Annotated in this window: 16 protein-coding genes; 7 read left to right on the top strand and 9 right to left on the bottom strand. The window is 60.9% G+C overall.

Features of this window, described 5'->3' with window-relative positions; genetic code table 11:
* Positions 1-112: 112 nt before the first annotated feature.
* Together LT42_RS12280 and ssuE are read left to right on the top strand one after the other, a co-directional pair.
* Positions 113-1195 (top strand): polysaccharide biosynthesis/export family protein, encoded by a 1083-nt coding sequence (locus LT42_RS12280; RefSeq protein WP_037013399.1) that lies wholly within the window; start codon positions 113-115, stop codon positions 1193-1195.
* Between the two features lie 354 nt (positions 1196-1549).
* A complete protein-coding gene (gene ssuE, locus LT42_RS12285; RefSeq protein ID WP_037013401.1) occupies positions 1550-2131 on the top strand; it encodes an NADPH-dependent FMN reductase in 582 nt (193 codons plus the stop codon).
* 26 nt (positions 2132-2157) lie between these two features.
* Here ssuE and LT42_RS12290 read toward each other — a convergent pair whose 3' ends face one another.
* The 3 genes from LT42_RS12290 to LT42_RS12300 form a co-directional block, all read right to left on the bottom strand.
* Positions 2158-2433 (bottom strand): hypothetical protein, encoded by a 276-nt coding sequence (locus LT42_RS12290; protein WP_037013403.1) that lies wholly within the window; start codon positions 2431-2433, stop codon positions 2158-2160.
* A gap of 265 nt (positions 2434-2698) precedes the next feature.
* Positions 2699-4069 carry a GntT/GntP/DsdX family permease gene (locus LT42_RS12295; protein ID WP_037013406.1) on the bottom strand — a complete coding sequence of 457 codons (1371 nt, stop codon included), beginning with the start codon at positions 4067-4069 and terminating at the stop codon, positions 2699-2701.
* A 152-nt stretch (positions 4070-4221) separates the two neighbouring features.
* Positions 4222-5145: a LysR family transcriptional regulator gene (locus tag LT42_RS12300; protein WP_052075268.1), complete on the bottom strand. Its 924-nt coding sequence runs from the start codon at positions 5143-5145 to the stop codon at positions 4222-4224.
* 130 nt (positions 5146-5275) lie between these two features.
* Here LT42_RS12300 and LT42_RS12305 point away from each other — a divergent pair, with 130 nt between their 5' ends.
* From LT42_RS12305 to LT42_RS12315, 3 genes are all read left to right on the top strand, one after another.
* A complete protein-coding gene (locus LT42_RS12305; protein WP_037013408.1) occupies positions 5276-5977 on the top strand; it encodes a CoA transferase subunit A in 702 nt (233 codons plus the stop codon).
* A gap of 80 nt (positions 5978-6057) precedes the next feature.
* Positions 6058-6714: a CoA transferase subunit B gene (locus LT42_RS12310; protein ID WP_037013415.1), complete on the top strand. Its 657-nt coding sequence runs from the start codon at positions 6058-6060 to the stop codon at positions 6712-6714.
* Between the two features lie 301 nt (positions 6715-7015).
* Complete coding sequence (locus tag LT42_RS12315; RefSeq protein WP_037013418.1) at positions 7016-8434, top strand: short-chain fatty acid transporter; 1419 nt, start codon at positions 7016-7018, stop codon at positions 8432-8434.
* Positions 8435-9023: 589 nt separating this feature from the next.
* Here LT42_RS12315 and LT42_RS12320 read toward each other — a convergent pair.
* The gene (locus tag LT42_RS12320) at positions 9024-9353 is read right to left on the bottom strand and encodes an antibiotic biosynthesis monooxygenase family protein (RefSeq protein WP_037013421.1); all 330 of its coding nucleotides are present in this window, start codon (positions 9351-9353) and stop codon (positions 9024-9026) included.
* A complete protein-coding gene (locus LT42_RS12325) occupies positions 9350-10063 on the bottom strand; it encodes a CTP synthase C-terminal region-related (seleno)protein (RefSeq protein WP_037013422.1) in 714 nt (237 codons plus the stop codon). Before LT42_RS12325 ends, LT42_RS12320 begins: the two co-directional genes overlap by 4 nt.
* 62 nt (positions 10064-10125) lie before the next feature.
* Here LT42_RS12325 and LT42_RS12330 point away from each other — a divergent pair, with 62 nt between their 5' ends.
* Positions 10126-11043, top strand: coding sequence for a LysR family transcriptional regulator (locus LT42_RS12330; protein ID WP_052075269.1), 918 nt, complete (start codon positions 10126-10128; stop codon positions 11041-11043).
* Positions 11044-11215: 172 nt separating this feature from the next.
* On the opposite strand, the gene LT42_RS12335 is transcribed toward LT42_RS12330, so the two are convergent.
* The 4 genes from LT42_RS12335 to LT42_RS12350 form a co-directional block, all read right to left on the bottom strand.
* On the bottom strand, positions 11216-12121 hold the full coding sequence (locus tag LT42_RS12335; protein ID WP_037013424.1) for a helix-turn-helix transcriptional regulator: 906 nt from the start codon (positions 12119-12121) through the stop codon (positions 11216-11218).
* Positions 12122-12208: 87 nt separating this feature from the next.
* Complete coding sequence (locus LT42_RS12340; RefSeq protein WP_037013426.1) at positions 12209-12898, bottom strand: fumarylacetoacetate hydrolase family protein; 690 nt, start codon at positions 12896-12898, stop codon at positions 12209-12211.
* Between the two features lie 120 nt (positions 12899-13018).
* On the bottom strand, positions 13019-13777 hold the full coding sequence (locus LT42_RS12345; RefSeq protein ID WP_037013428.1) for an SDR family oxidoreductase: 759 nt from the start codon (positions 13775-13777) through the stop codon (positions 13019-13021).
* Positions 13778-13843: 66 nt separating this feature from the next.
* A complete protein-coding gene (locus LT42_RS12350) occupies positions 13844-14779 on the bottom strand; it encodes a 2-hydroxyacid dehydrogenase (RefSeq protein ID WP_037013430.1) in 936 nt (311 codons plus the stop codon).
* Between the two features lie 708 nt (positions 14780-15487).
* Between LT42_RS12350 and LT42_RS12360 the strand changes: the two genes are divergently transcribed.
* A complete protein-coding gene (locus LT42_RS12360; RefSeq protein ID WP_037013435.1) occupies positions 15488-15940 on the top strand; it encodes a DUF2442 domain-containing protein in 453 nt (150 codons plus the stop codon).
* Positions 15941-16174: the final 234 nt, after the last annotated feature.

Consider the following 16174-nt stretch of genomic DNA (forward strand, 5'->3'; position numbering starts at 1 on the left):
GAGGTGCACGGGTGCATGAGCGAATGTGATCCGCTGTTCGGTGTAAGTAAGGGATGCAAAGAAATCACTGCGGTGCCAGTACGCACCTATTAGGATTAGAAGGAACATTCATATGAAGGTAACGTTAGCGGCAGTGCTGCTTTCCAGTCTGGTATTGCAAGGCTGCGCATTCGCCCCTGGTCAGTACATGTCTTACAGCGATGTCACCGACAAAGACCCGGACGGGCCCGATGTCACGCTGATCAATATCACCCCGGCCACCCTGGCGCAGCAGCAGAAAACCGCAGCAGCGGCGGCCAAGCCATTGCCTCCCGAGCTGATGAGCTACAAGACGCCGGAATACATCGTTGGCCCGGGCGACGCTTTGCTGGTCACGGTGTTCGAACACCCTGAGCTGACTGCGCCCGGCTCCCAGGAGCAACTGGACGCCAACAGCCGTGAAGTGCTGAACGACGGCACGATGTTCTTCCCGTACGTGGGCCGCATTCAAGCCGCCGGCAAGACCGTGTCGCAGATCCGCGATCAACTGCGCATGGGTCTGGCGCCGCAGTACACCGAAGTGAAAGTCGACGTCAAAGTGCTGCGTTACAACAGCCAGCGCGTCCTGCTGTCGGGTGCGTTCAAGTCGCCCGGTCCGCAACCGATCACCAATATCCCGCTGAGCCTGGTGCAGGCCATCAGCCAGGCCGGTCTTGACCTGACCGACGCCAACCTTGCCGGCCTGACCCTGCGTCGCGACGGCAAGGATTACGTGATCGACGTTGACTCGCTGAACCGCAAGGACTCGCAGCTGAGCAAGATCTTTCTGAAAGACGGCGACTACCTGCACCTCAACAGCAACTCGAAGAACAAGATCTACGTACTGGGTGAAGTTCAGCGTCCGCAGGTCATCTCCTTCAGCACCACCAGCGTGACCCTGCTGGAAGCGCTTGGCACTTCCGGCGGCTTGAGCCCGGATGCCGCCGATGGCGATGCGGTGTATGTGATCCGTGCGCAGGACTCCACGCATGCGGCGACGGTTTATCACCTCGCCGCCAAGAAGCCGACCAGTTTCGCGCTGGCCAAGGGCTTTGAGCTGGAAGCCCAGGACGTGGTGTTTGTCGGCCCTGCCAACATCACCCGCTGGAGCCGTTACGTGAGCCAGTTGCTGGGCTCGAACAACATCATCCAGACCGGTGCGATGTTCAGGAATTGAGTCCGGTTTCAAGCGGCAAGTGTGAAGCTTCAAGCTGACAGCAGAGCAACAGAGCAACAGAGCAACAGAGAAATCCTCGCAGTGGTCCGACTGCGGGGATTTTTTTTTGCCCGGCATTTGGCGGCAAGTGTTGCCGGGGCAACAGTGAATCAACAGAGGGTTGGCTGTGAGTCAACAGCGGGGTCATGCAGCGGTCCAGGTTGGCCGGTTTCAGGGCTCTGCAGCACATGGCAAGCGCTGGCACGCATGCTGCTTGAATCCGGTCAAAGGGTCTTCACGCCCATAATTCTCGCGTTCACGCGGCCTGTACGGTGCCTTGCACCCCGTGTGACTGACCCCAAGGAAAGCGCTTACATGTTGGTAGTCTCGATTTCAGGTAGTCCTTCCCCACGATCGCGCTCAGGTGTGGTGCTGCAGCATGCCGCACAGTGGCTAAACGACCGCGGCGTGGAAGTCAGCGGTGTACGCATTCAGGATTTCAATGCAGAGGATTTGCTGTACGCCAAGTTCGACAGTCCGCAAGTGATGGCCTTTATCGAGGCCGTGGCCAAGGCCGACGGGCTGCTGATCGGCACGCCGGTGTACAAGGCTTCGTTTTCAGGCGCACTGAAAACACTGCTCGATCTACTTCCGGAGCGTTCTTTGTACGGCAAGGTGGTATTGCCCATCGCCACCGGCGGCAGCATCGCGCACATGCTGGCGGTGGATTACGCGCTCAAGCCGGTGCTCTCAGCGTTGAAATGCCAGGAAGTGCTGCATGGGGTATTCGCCATCGACAGCCAGATCAGCTACGGCGAGAGCCCATTGGGCGGCGATCTGGACGAACTGTTGACCCAACGGCTGCATGAAGGGCTGGATCACTTTCTACTGGGCTTGCAACACCGGACCCAGGCGCGTCACAAGGACGCTGGCGGGCATTTGAAGCTGGCGTTGTAAGCGCTCCACTGAAGGCAAGAGCCGATTCAACCCTGACGGGCTTTTGAAGGGATGCCAATGTCGGCATTCACTTCACCACGGTTATCGAACTCGTGAGCGCGTTGCAGTTGTGGCTGCTCCATCAGCTGCGCCTTGCGTGCCTGAAACTCGTCGTAGGACAAGCCGCGACGGTTGAGGTCTTCAAGCGCCAGCTGGTGGGTTTCCTCAGCGCTGTAGGGGCGCAATTCGGGATGATTGCCAGCGGCACAACCGGCAAGAACGGAGGCGGAGAGTAACAGGGAGAGGGCAAGAAGACGGTTCATTGGGAGCCTCCATTCGGCTCGTTTCTGGAATGAAGCCAAGGCTACGCGCCGGGCCTTTCCAGCAGAAATCAGTCGTCTTGATAGTGGCTATCGGGCTTGAGGAGATTTGCAGCTGAGCACGCACGTTATTGCGCAATGATCGATACCTCCAGGGCCTGCCGGGATCCCGACAGTGGCGAACGCGGAGTGTCAGAACATCCGGTTCGCCACTGTCGTAACCTCCAGCAGCTCCTACGAGAGATAGCAGGGGATCATCGCTTTTTTTTCAGACCAGAAAGTGCCACAACAGCGACGTGCCGATCAGGCCCACCACCGAGACAATGGTCTGCAGCACCGACCAGACCCAAAGCGTCTGTTTGAGCTGCAGGCCAAAATACTCGCGGACCATCCAGAAGCCGGCGTCATTGACGTGGCAGAAGAACACCGACCCGGCGCCGATGACCAGCGCCACCAACGACGCTTCGACAGGCGCCAGCCCGGCCATCATCGGCGCAAGAATCCCCGCCGTGGTCGTCGTCGCGACGGTAGCCGAACCCGTGGCCTGGCGCAGGGCAACCGCGATCAGCCATGCCAACAGCAGATACGGCATGTGCGCGCCTTCGGCGACCTTGCTGATGGTCTGGCTGACGCCGGCGTCCAGCAACGTCTGCTTCAAACCGCCGCCTGCGCCGATGGTCAGCAGCAACACGGCGATCGGCGCCAGGCTCTTGCGCAACGTGCCGCCCACTTGCTCGCGGGAAATGCCATTGGCCCAACCCAGGCAAACCGTTGCCGCCAGCACGGCAATGCCCAAAGCCACCAACGGCTCGCCGAGGAACTTGAGGGTCAACGCAGCATTGCTTTCCGGCTCAAGGGCGATTTTGGCCAGCGTACTGCCGAGCATCAGAATCACCGGCAGCAGAATGATCAGCAACGACATGCCAAAGCTCGGCTGACGCGGGGCATCGGGTTTGGCCGAAAACAGCTCACCCAACTCCGCAGGCGCTTCAATGTGCAACCGCCTGGACAACCAGTTGCCGTACAGGGGGCCGGCCAGAATCACCGCCGGCACTGCCACGCAAAACCCCAGCAACATGGTCAGGCCCAGATCGGCATGCAATGCGCTGACAGCGATCAGCGGCCCGGGGTGTGGCGGCATCAGGGCGTGCAGCGTGGTCATGCCGGCCAACGCTGGTATGGCGATTTTCAGCAGCGGCTGATTGGATTGGCGTGCCATCACGAAGATGATCGGCACCATCATCACTAGTCCCACCTCGAAGAACAGCGGCAAGCCGATGACCATCGCGACCAGCGCCATGACCCACGGCAAGCTTTTACCCTTGCCCAGGCCGAGCAGCGTTGAGGCGATGCGATCGGCAGCGCCCGATTCGGCCATCAGCGCGCCGAGCATGGCACCCAGGGCAATGATGATCCCGGCCTCACCGAGAATCCCGCCCGCGCCCTTGCTGAACGCCTTTGCCACTGCCTCCGCTGGCAATCCCGCGCCTATCCCTGCGATGAATGTACCCACCAGGATCGACAGAAAAGGCGGGAGTTTGGTCGCGCTGATCAGCACGATGATGGTGGCAATGGCGATCAGGCAGCAGATGATCAGACGGGTGTCATGGAACACCCACGCAGCAGAGGACAAATCCAACGCGGAACCCCTTATCGTTCGGTTTTGATTTCAGAATGGATTGAAACAATTTGTTTCAACCGGCCGAACCATACCGGATGCGGCATTGCGTCGCAGTGAAATTTCACATGAAATGGCCGTTTCGCCGCTGGTCTCAAACGTGGATCCCAACATCACCCGGTGGGAGCGAGCTTGCTCGCGAACGCGGCGTTTGAGTCACGCGCGCATTCGATCAGCACCTCACGCAAACCCTGGGCCGCCGCCGACAGTTGATGATCGGCCTGGGTCATCAAGCCGATACGGCGCTCGATCCGAGGGCCTTCCAGGGCGATGCAACGGGCGCCGAGCTCTTCCATCTGCGCAATGCACAGCGACGGTACTGCACTGACACCCAGTCCATTGGCAACCATGCGGCCAACGGTCGCCAATTGATGGCTTTCAAACGCGACCGACAGTTTGCCGTGCTGACGCTGCAGGTCCTCCTCCAGCAACAGCCGCACAGCAGAGGGGCGCTGGAGGGTGATGAAATCGTGGCGCAGCAGTTCGTCCCAGTTAACCTCGCGCAGCATCGCCAAGGGCGAGTCCCGGGGCACCACCGCGACGAAGCGGTCCATGTAAAACGGCGTGAAGATCAGGTTGTTGCCAGCCTCCGGCTCAAAGCCGATGCCCAGTTCGACCCGTCGGTGCCCGACCATTTCCACCACCTGCTCGTTGATCACGTCATGCACCGCGACGTTCACTCGAGGGTAGCGCTGGCGAAACACCTTGAGCGCAATGGGCAGCAGGTTGCCCGCATAGGAGGGCATGGCCGCCACCGACACCTTGCCCGTTTGCAGGGTGAAGCGCTGGCGCAGCAGTTCTTCGGTGTTGTCCCAATCGGCCAGCAACTGCCGCGCCAATGGCAACAAGGCTTCGCCCTCCGGCGTCAGGCTCACATTGCGCGTGGTGCGGGTCAGCAATTGCCCGCCCAAGTCTTCCTCCAGCGCCTTGATGGTCAGGCTCAGCGCGGGCTGCGACAGATGCAAACGTTCACCGGCCTGGGCGAAACTCAGGCACTGCGCAACGGCCAGAAACGCACGGAGCTGTTTGACGTTCATATATTTGGGTTTCTTATCAATCAATCAAAAAAACAAAATTAACAAATCAGTGGACGCAGGAGAAGATGCGACCAACGCTCTCCGATACGCTGATTGTCGGACACAACTACAAATAAGGCGGGATATCACCATGGCTGGACTCGATAAACGCGTCGCTACCTACGCAGAAGCCCTCGCCGGGCTGACCGACAACATGACCGTGCTGTCCGGCGGCTTCGGTCTGTGCGGCATCCCCGAAAACCTGATCGCAGAAATCAAACGTATGGGCGTGAAAGGCCTGACGGTGGTTTCCAATAACTGTGGCGTCGACGGTTTCGGGCTCGGCATCCTCCTGGAAGACCGGCAGATCCGCAAAATGGTCGCCTCCTACGTCGGTGAAAACGCCCTGTTCGAGCGCCAGCTGCTCAGCGGTGAGCTGGAGGTCGAGCTGACGCCCCAAGGCACCCTCGCTGAAAAAATGCGCGCAGGCGGCGCCGGCATTCCCGCGTTCTATACGGCCACCGGCTACGGCACGCCTGTGGCGGAAGGCAAAGAAACCCGACAGTTCAATGGCCGCAACGTGATACTGGAAGAAGCCATCACCGGCGACTTCGCCATCGTCAAAGGCTGGAAGGCCGATCACTTCGGTAACGTGGTCTATCGTCACACCGCGCAGAACTTCAACCCCGTGGTAGCGACCGCCGGCAAGATCACCGTGGTGGAAGTGGAAGAAATCGTCGAGCCGGGTGTGCTGCTGCCGACCGAAATCCATACCCCCGGCATCTACGTGGATCGCGTGATCCTCGGCACTTTCGAGAAGCGCATCGAGCAGCGTACCGTCAGAAAAGCCTGACACTGCGCCCGCTTCGACCTGTTGCTCCCACGAAACTACTGGCCCCCACTGGCCGGACAGAATAAAAGAGACCCGAGATCATGGCACTCTCCCGCGAACAAATGGCACAGCGCGTCGCCCGTGAACTGCAAGACGGCTTTTATGTGAACCTGGGCATCGGCATTCCGACATTGGTGGCCAACTATGTCCCCGACGGCATTGACGTGATGCTGCAATCGGAAAACGGCCTGCTCGGCATGGGTGCATTTCCGACCGAGGAAACCATCGACGCTGACATGATCAACGCCGGCAAACAGACCGTGACGGCGCGCAAGGGCGCGTCGATCTTCTCGTCGGCCGAGTCGTTCGCCATGATCCGAGGTGGCCACGTTGACCTGACCGTGCTCGGTGCCTTTGAAGTCGACGTCGAGGGCAACATTGCTTCGTGGATGATCCCCGGCAAGCTGGTCAAGGGCATGGGCGGCGCAATGGACCTGGTGGCCGGCGCCGACAACATCATCGTCACCATGACCCACGCGTCGAAGGACGGCGAGTCCAAGCTGCTGTCGCGTTGCAGCCTGCCGCTGACCGGCGCCGGCTGCATCAAGAAGGTGCTGACCGACCTGGCTTACCTGGAAATCGAAAACGGCGCATTCATCCTTCGCGAGACCGCGCCGGGTGTCACCGTGGAAGAGATCATCGCCAAAACCGCTGGCAAGCTGATCGTGCCGGACGATGTGGTTGAAATGACATTTTAACGGCGATGGCGCGGTACTTGTAGGAGCGCGCTTGCCCGCGAACCGCGGATCGCCAGACACCCACGCAGTGTCTGAAAACCTCTTTCGCGGGCAAGCGCGCTCCTACAGGATCCGCGCCGTGCACCACGTTTTTGGCAACACCTTGAGCTTTCGCACACCCGCACCTTTCGTCAGACCACCCTGCCCCTTCAGCGATGAAGGGGCTTTGCTGTCTCTGAGCCGGTGCTTTTTTCGCGTCACCGTCAACACCTGAAACGACCGTCCAGATAACTTGAACAATAACGACAAGAGGTAAGAAACCGTGGCCGCCGACATTGAAGAAAGCCGCTCCGCCCGCTTTGCCCTGCGTTGCGCCAAATGGGCGGAACGCTGGTTCCCGGACTCATGGGTGTTTGCCGCCCTGGCCGTGGTCATCGTGACACTCGCCACCCTGGTCATCGGCGCCAAGCCTGCCGACACCGCCAAGGCCTTCGGGGACGGTTTCTGGAGCCTGATCCCCTTCACCATGCAAATGGCATTCGTAGTGATCGGAGGTTACGTCGTCGCCAGTTCTCCGCCTGCGGTCAAGCTGATCGACCGCCTGGCACGCATCCCGAAGAATGGCCGCTCTGCCGTAGCCTGGGTCGCGCTGATCAGCATGGTCGCATCGCTGCTCAATTGGGGGCTGTCGCTGGTCTTCGGGGGTTTGCTGGTACGCGCCCTCGCCCGTCGCACTGACCTGAAAATGGATTACCGCGCTGCCGGCGCTGCGGCTTATCTCGGTCTGGGGGCGGTGTGGGCGTTGGGCCTGTCGTCGTCAGCAGCGCAACTGCAAGCCAACCCGGCCAGCCTGCCGCCGTCCATTCTGGCGATCACCGGCGTGATCCCGTTCACCCAGACCATTTTCCTGTGGCAGTCCGGCGTGATGTTGCTGGCGCTGGTGGTGGTCTCGATCATCGTCGCCTACGCCACGGCGCCCGGCCCGACCAATGCCCGCGATGCCAAGGAATGCGGAATCGACCCGAGCTTCAGCCTGCCACCGCTGCCGCCCCGCACCCGCCCGGGCGAATGGCTGGAATACAGCCCGTTGCTGATCATCCTGATGGTCGTGCTGGCGTCCGGCTGGTTGTACAACGAGTTCAGCACCAAACCCGCGATCACGGCGATTTCGGGCCTGAACACCTATAACTTCCTGTTCATCATGGCCGGCGCGCTGCTGCACTGGCGTCCGCGCAGCTTTCTCGATGCAGTGGCGCGCGCCGTGCCGACCACCACCGGGGTGCTGATCCAGTTTCCGTTGTATGGCTCGATTGCTGCGCTGCTGACCACGGTCAAGGGCAGTGACGCACAGACCGTCGCGCATCACATCTCGACGTTCTTCACCAGCATCGCGTCCCACGACACCTATGCGCTGCTGATGGGCGTGTATTCGGCGATCCTCGGGTTCTTCATTCCCTCCGGCGGCGGCAAGTGGATCATCGAAGCGCCGTACGTGATGCAGGTCGCCACTGACCTCAAATATCACCTGGGGTGGGCGGTGCAGATCTACAACGCGGCCGAAGCGCTGCCGAACCTGATCAATCCGTTCTACATGCTGCCGCTGCTCGGCGTGCTTGGGCTGAAGGCGCGGGATTTGATCGGTTTCTCGTTTGTGCAGCTGCTGGTGCACACGCCACTGGTGTTGTTCCTGCTGTGGGCACTGGGCACAACCCTGGCGTACATCCCGCCGATCATGCCCTGACTGGGCCCGGAACCAGGCGCGCGGAAGATGGCTTCCGTGCACCTGCCGGCCCCCTGCTGCCGACGACCTGCAGGAGCCGGCTTGCTGGCGAACCAGTCTTCTCACCCACCGCTGCTGTGACTGAACCACCGCATTCGCCAGCAAGCCGGCTCCTACGAATAATGCGCATGAGCGATGTTTATTTGCCGTCCCGAATGGCTGCCGGTTTACGCTCCGAGAGCGCTCCAATAGCGCTTCAATTCGGCTTTAACGCTGAAAGCTGTATCCCCGCGCCACCTTGGAAATCCCTGTGGTGCATTGCCGAAAGTAGGTCGCGCGGCCGCGCTCACGAATGTCCCGATGTTCTGGCGGAAGATGGCTTGCTGCGCCCGCGAGCGCCCTGCTGCCGACCACCTGCATGAACGGGCTTGCTTGCAACGACCTGTAGGAGCCGGCTTGCTGGCGAAAGCGGCGGGTCAGTCACCGGATACGTCACAGGCAGATCGCGTTCGCCAGCAAGCCGGCTCCTACGAATAATGAGCACGAACGACGTTTATCAGCTGGCGCAAATGGCTGCCGGTTTACGCTCCAATAACGCTGCAATCCGGCTTTAACGCCGAAAGCTGTATTCCCGCTCCACTCTGGAAACCCGCGTAGTGCATTGCCGATACCAGGTCGCGCGGCCGCGCTCACGAATGTCCCGATGTTCTGGATGTTCCTTCCAGGCCAGGATCGCGGCTTCACTGGCCCAGTAAGAAACGGTGATTCCCAGCCCATCGTCACCGCGTGCCGACTCCACGCCGAGGAAGCCCGGCTGCTGACGAACGAGTTCCAGCATCCGCCGTGCCGCGTCGTCATATTCCCGGGCTTCAAGTTCAGTGCGGACCGAGGTGAAAATCACTGCGTAGTACGGCGCGCCAAAGGTGTCTGCCAATGTCATGCCCCATTACTCTGCGCGCAGGCCAGCACAAATGCTTTCACAAGCGGCGGCGTCCTGCCCTCCAGCGCGGCGCGTTCCGGTTGGAATAATGTCGCGACGAAAAACGGATGCCCGTCGAGCTCCATCGCGCGAACTTCATTGTCGTCGTCATAGCCCGACGCTTTCAGCGGACCGGCGAACACATCCGTTTCCAGCGCCTTGCGTAAACCGTAGCGGCAGCGATAGCGCTCTCGGGTTTCCAGTGCGTCGTACGCGGCGGCAATCCGCGAATCGGCCCGCAGACGAATCGGCGCGAAGGCCTCGACCAGCGAACAACTCAACGGCGTGATGATCGCGTTCTCGGATTCCGGCGCGGTCTCAGCGTGCTCGGCATCCGCCCAGCCCAGATGATTGCGCGCGTACTCCAGCAACGCATGCTGAAAGCCACCGCAGGTCCCCAGAAAGGGAACCTGCCGCTCACGAGCGAAGCGAATCGCGGACAGCGCGCCGGCCATGTCGCGGTAAGGGCTCGCCGGGACACACCAGATGCCATCGAATGTCCGCAGGCTCGCTCCATCGCCGATGTCCGGCGTCGCCACCCATATTCCCTGGACGTTGAAAACCGTTTCGTTCGCTATCCTCTCCAGTGCCACCGGTATCGCCTGATGCGCTGGCACATTCGGGTCGTAGTCTCCCACCAATGCAATCTTGATTGTCTGCCGCTGACTCATCTGTGCTCCCTGATATCAAATCGCTTTGCGTAAGGTTCGGGGGCGACTATAAGCTTGTGCCCATGCAATCAGAATTGGCGTTCCGGCAAGTGATCAATGCAGCTGCGCACTATCGAATCAATCATGCCGACCTCACCCTCATCCTCGCGCTGGTACGGGGGCGGACGCTGGCCAAGGCCGCCGAACTGCTGAAGGTCGATGTTTCAACGGTATTCCGTGCGGTGCGTCGGATGGAAAAGGCGGTGGGGACGGCGCTCTTCGACAAGAGCCGCGCAGGCTATGTGCCAACCAGCGCAGCGTTGGCGCTCGCCCAGCAGGCCGAAAATGCCGAGAGCGCTTTGGCGCTCGCGCAGTTGAGTCTCGAGGAGGGCCGGCAAGTCGTCAGCGGCACCGTGCGCCTGACCTGCACCGAAGCGGTTTTGCAAAGCCTGTTGCTCCCGGCCTTGAGCCGTTTCATGCCGAATTACCCGGGCCTGCGCCTGGAGCTGAATACCTCAAGCACCTTCGCCAACCTGAGCCATCGCGACGCCGACATCGCGTTGCGTCTGACCAATACACCGCCTGGGCACTTGGTCGGCACTCGCCTCGGCACGGTTGCGTATAGGGTCTGTTCCAGCGAGGCTTACACGCGGCGCTGCGGTCAGCTGGCCCTCAACGACATGGCCTGGATCGCCCCCGACGATTTCCTCCCTGATCACTCGACCGTGATGTGGCGGAGGCAGCATCTGCCCGGCGTGAACCTGGCCTACCGCTGTAGCTCCATGCTTGCGGTCGCGCAACTCGTGCGAGCGGGCATGGGCGTGGCAGCGCTGCCGGACTTCATGCTGAGGGACTGCGAGCTTCAGCCCATAGGTGAGGCAATCGAAGGCTATGACACCGGGCTATGGCTGCTGACCCGTCCGGATTGCCGGGCGCTGAGATCGGTGTCGGCGCTGTTCCGCGAGCTGACCCAGGCAATCGAGTTGCAGGAGAAGACCTGAGGCGCGCCATACCGAGCGTGAGTCGTAGGAGCCGGCTTGCTGGCGAAAGCGGCGGGTCAGTCATCGGATGCGTCACAGGCCGATCGCGTTCGCCGGCACGCCGGCTCCTACAGATGTAGCGCACAACTAACCCCCCGTCCGGCGCAAAATCGAGGCTGCGAGCCGGGCTTGCTCAGCTGCTGCGCCGCTCTCGACGAAACTGCCCCGGCGGCATGCCGTGGGCTTTGCGGAAGCGACGTGAAAAATAAGCTTCGTCGGCGAAGCCGCAGATGTGGGCAATGTGGCTCAGTGGCTTGTTGCTGTTCATCAAGTGCGTGCGCGCCAGGCGCATGCGCCGCTCCAGGACCATTTCTGAAAAGGTGTTGCCGGTTTCCTTGCGCAGCAGGTGGGTCAGGTAGTTGGGTGACAGAAACGCCGCCGCAGCGGCATCGGTGAGGGTCATTTGCGGGTCGGCAATGTGTTCGCGGATGTAATCGGTGACCCGACTCATCGCATCACGCCGTCCCCGCCGTTCGGCCTTGTTCGCCGCCAGGGCGAGCAATTGCGCTTCATAGCGGTTGCACACCGCGCCGATCAATTGCAGCAGACAGCCGCGCAATACCGCCGGTGAACCCAGTTGCCTTGCACGGTCCACATCGCGCATCTGTCCCAGCAGCGCGGTGACCCGGCCGAACTCGACGTCATCCAGGGTGAAGTCCAGGTGCTCCTGAAACCTGAACGGCGCCAGCTCCGGCGCGTCGGCCACCGGCACGTCTTCCAGATCCATCGGATCACAGCTCAAATGCTGAAAAAGAAATTCCTGAGAAAAGTTGATCAACACAAAGTTGCCATCGTCCGGATGGGGGATGACGTGCAAGCGGTGGGGCAGGATGAACGCTAGAGTGTTGCGCGGAAACGGTCTGATCGCGCCGCCGATGTGCTGCACGGTGTCGCCGCCAAGGTTGATCTGGATCTGGAAATACTCATGACGGTGAGGCGCCGTCAGCGCGGGCCGGCCCGACTGGTCACGGATGTAAAAATCCATGCGGTCGCTGCGCTGCTGCATGCCATAGGTCTGGATGCGGGATGGATGGGCCATTGCTCAACTACCTGAATCGCCGGTTCGGACCGCCACATGTTAGGTCAACGGCAGCGGCCGCACCAAGCGATTGAACAGCTCGTTTGATCAGCCGATCGTGACCCTCAGCTCGGCAACGCCTTCGATCCCGGCGGTGACCACATCGCCGCGCTGCAGCGCCCCGACCCCGGCCGGCGTGCCGGTGTAGATCAGGTCACCGGCCTTGATGCCCACCGATTGCGACAGGTAGGCGATCACGTCCCTCACAGCCCAGATCTGATCCGCAAGATCACCGCGCTGGCGACTTTCCCCATTGACGTCCAGCCAGATCGCACCGGCCTCTGGATGGCCGATCTGGCTGACCGGGTGCAGCGGCGTCGCGGGCGCGGAGGCATCAAAGGCTTTCGCCCATTCCCAGGGCCGGCCCATTTTCTTGGCCTGGGCCTGCAAGTCACGGCGCGTAAGGTCCAGACCGACGCCGTAGCCCCACACGTGAGTCAACGCATCCTGGGGGTTGATGTTGACCCCGCCCTTGCCGATGGCGACTACCAGCTCGATCTCGTGGTGCAGGTCCTCGGTGAGCGGCGGGTAAGCGATCTGGCCCTCTGCCGGCACCACCGCGTCGGCAGGCTTCATGAAAAAGAATGGCGGCTCGCGATCGGGATCGTGACCCATTTCCCGGGCATGATCGGAGTAGTTGCGGCCTACGCAAAACACCCGACGAATCGGAAAACGGCTCGACGTTCCGGCGACCGCCAGGGACGGTGTGGCAACGGGGGCAATGACGAATTCACTCATGGCTTTTCCTTGTTTGGAGGGGCTTGGGCATGGGATGAGTGTCGCAACCTGGCGGCCCATGAACTTGGACAGAACCCATCAGGTTTTGGACGAAACAACGCAAAAACCTGCGAAGAGCCCTTAGCCACGCCCCACGAATGGCATGCCACTGGCCATCACCGTCATGTTCAGCACGTTGGCTGACAGCGGCAGCCCGGCCATGTAACTCACGGCATCGGCCACGTGCTGCACGCTCATGGTCGGTTCGACGGCGAGATCACCGCTGGGCTGCAACACCCCTTTGGTCATGCGGTCGGTCATTTCCGTCAGCGCATTGCCGATATCGACCTGGCCACAGGCAATATTGAATTGCCTGCCGTCCAGCGCCGTGCTTTTGGTGAGACCCAGTACGGCATGCTTGCTCGATGTGTAGGGCGAGCTGAACAGGCGCGGGGTGTGCGCCGAAATCGAACCGTTGTTGATAATCCGGCCGCCCTGGGGCACCTGACGTCGCATCAGCCCGAATGCACCGCGCACGCACAAAAACATCCCGGTGACGTTGGTATCGACAACGTTTTTCCACTGTTCGACAGACAGCTCGTCCATGGGCACCGCAGGCGCGCCAATGCCGGCGTTGTTGAAAGAAACGTCCAGCCGACCGAAGGTCTTTTCGATGGCAGCGAACAGCGCGTCGACACTCGCCGGGTCGCGCACATCCGTTGGTACCGCCAGCGCCTGCCGGCCAGCGGCGTGTGCCTGTTCCACCAGCGCCTGCAAGGGTTCCGGCCGACGTCCGGCGAGCACAACGGTGAAACCATCGGCCAGCAGTTGCAGCGCCACCGCGCGGCCGATACCGCTGCCAGCACCGGTGACCAGCGCCACTTTCGTTTCAGAAGACATGCGCGTTTCCTTTTTTATTGTTGAGGTTTTGGCGACGGCAGGTGACCCGCGGCACGCCGCAGGGGGTTACCCGCTAAAGACAGGTGTGAGCACCGGTTGACCGGCATAAAACGCCAGCAGGTTGTCGGCTACCCTTTGCACCGTGTCGCGCGACGCTTCAGGCGACAGCCCGGCCAGATGAGGCGTCAGGACCACGTTGTTCAGCGTTTTGAGGGCATCAGGCACATGCGGCTCGTCGTCAAATACATCCAGCGCCGCACCGGCAATACGGTGTTGCTGGAGCGCGTCGATCAAGGCATCGGTATCCACGACACTGGCCCTCGCGATGTTGACGATGAAGCCTTCAGGCCCTAACGCGTCAATCGCCGCCTTGTCGATCAGGTGCCGCGTCGAGCCACCGCCCGGCGTCGCCACCACCAGAAAGTCCGACGCTTCGGCCAGCGCCAGCGGCGTGGGGCAATAGTTGAAATCCACGTCGGGGCGCGGCGAGCGGCTGTGGTAGTTGATCAACATGTCGAACCCCGTCGCACGTTTGGCGATGGCCATGCCGACGGCACCAAGCCCCAGAATGCCAAGGCGCTTGCCGGCCAGCGAGGGTCGCGTCACCTTGCGCCATTCGCTGCGGCGCACCGAGGCATCCGCCTGAGGAATGTCCCGGATCGCGGCCAGGAGCAACGCCATCGCGTGATCGGCTACCGTCGGGGCGTTGACCCCCGCTCCGTTCGTCACCACGATGCCGCGCGCTTCGGCAGCTTCCAGATCAACCCGCTCATAGCCCGCGCCGATCACGCAGATGATGCCCAGCTTCGGCAGCGCGGCCATTTCCTCGGCTGTAAAACCCAGCGGCCCACGCGTCAGTACCGCATCAATCGTGTCGCCGCCGTCGGCCACCGCCTGCGCGCGCATCGCCGGTGTCGGCGCCAGAATCAGGCGAAACCCGCTGCTCTCCAGAATCGGCAGATACATGTTCACGTTCTCAACCAGCACCAGCACCGTTTTCATCATTCTTCCCGTCGGCAAAATACGTGGTGCTGACAGTAGCGCGAGTTAGAGCGGTTGGGCAGGGTTGCCGGCCTAAAAAGAGGGTAGCCCTGAGCGAATGCACCAGCTCTGCCACCTCGGTCAAGTTTTGTGGCTGTTGAGTTCTGGCTCAGAACGCTGATCCACGTTCAACTCTGCTGGCTCCAGAGGGCCCGTTAATCGTGTTGGGCGAATAGGCGTCATCGGGATCTTCGCAAAACACGTCATCGACGCGTAGACTTAAAACCTAACGGATGGGTTAAAGATGAGGGTGTGCAGTCATAAAGGATTTGTTATCGCGGTTTTTACCAGAGATAAACACTGTCCACCTCATGTCCACGTGGGTACCAGCAGGTGGGACGCGCGGTTCTTATTCAGTTTCTGGCATAACGGCGTAAAGCTCTGGGACGTCACTCTTTCAAAAAACGAGCCGTGCTTCCGTGTGCTCGAAGAGCTACGTCGAGTGATCAACCGCCGGGACAATCTGCGCAAGGCAAGGGACTGCTGGTGGCGAAGCCGAAGCACGGTCTGCCTGGAAAATATGGGGTGGAGCTTGCGGTCCGATGAAGTCGTCTCTTCTCTCCTTGATCAGCCTCAGACATTGAAGATTGTCAACGGTACGTATGACGCTTACGCCTATAAAACGCAGCTGTACCTCGCCGGGCACATCGAGCCACTGGAGATTGAGTTATGAAGACGATCAAAGCGCGGAAACACGAGGATCAGCCCGTTACCCAGCGCATCCTGGATCAGGCCATTGATCAGGGCCGCAAACGAAATGCGCCGAACATTCAACCGACAACGCTGCGTTTTCTGAGTGAGCTGAACGCCTTGGCCATCGGCTTTTCGGACCAGACGGCCCTCCTTCTCCCTGTCGCTAATTACCCCGAGTTGCGCGAGCTCTCGGTCATAGAGCTCGGTCAAATCGAATTGGGCTTCGGCGGGAAAGCTATCTGCCTTGAACATCGCGATATGCATATGTCGATTTCGGGGATGATTTCGGCCAGCGAGTCGCTGATGGCCATTGCTGGTAGCCTCGTCGCTGCGCGAAACGGGCGGCGTATCAGTGCGGCAAAAGCCACCGCGTCGAAGGCTAACGGGGCGAAAGGCGGCCGACCACGCAAAAAAATTGCCGAAACGTAGTCCCCGCACCTAGCGTCCGCTGGCACCTCAATGTCATCAAAATCCCGGAAACTGGCAGCGCTCCATTGCCATCCAGACCAACAGCAATGCCCTCACAACAACAATCCCGGTTGCCGGTCATGGGCATTGCTGTTTAAGGTCTGCGTCAGGCGAGAGCCGGTTTCACTCCGACAAAACAATGTGCCACGCGGCGCGGCGACGTCTGCGCCTTGAACGAACACGCCCATAAGGAAC

It is taken from the genome of Pseudomonas lutea (assembly GCF_000759445.1).
GTDB classification, from domain to species: Bacteria; Pseudomonadota; Gammaproteobacteria; order Pseudomonadales; family Pseudomonadaceae; genus Aquipseudomonas; species Aquipseudomonas lutea.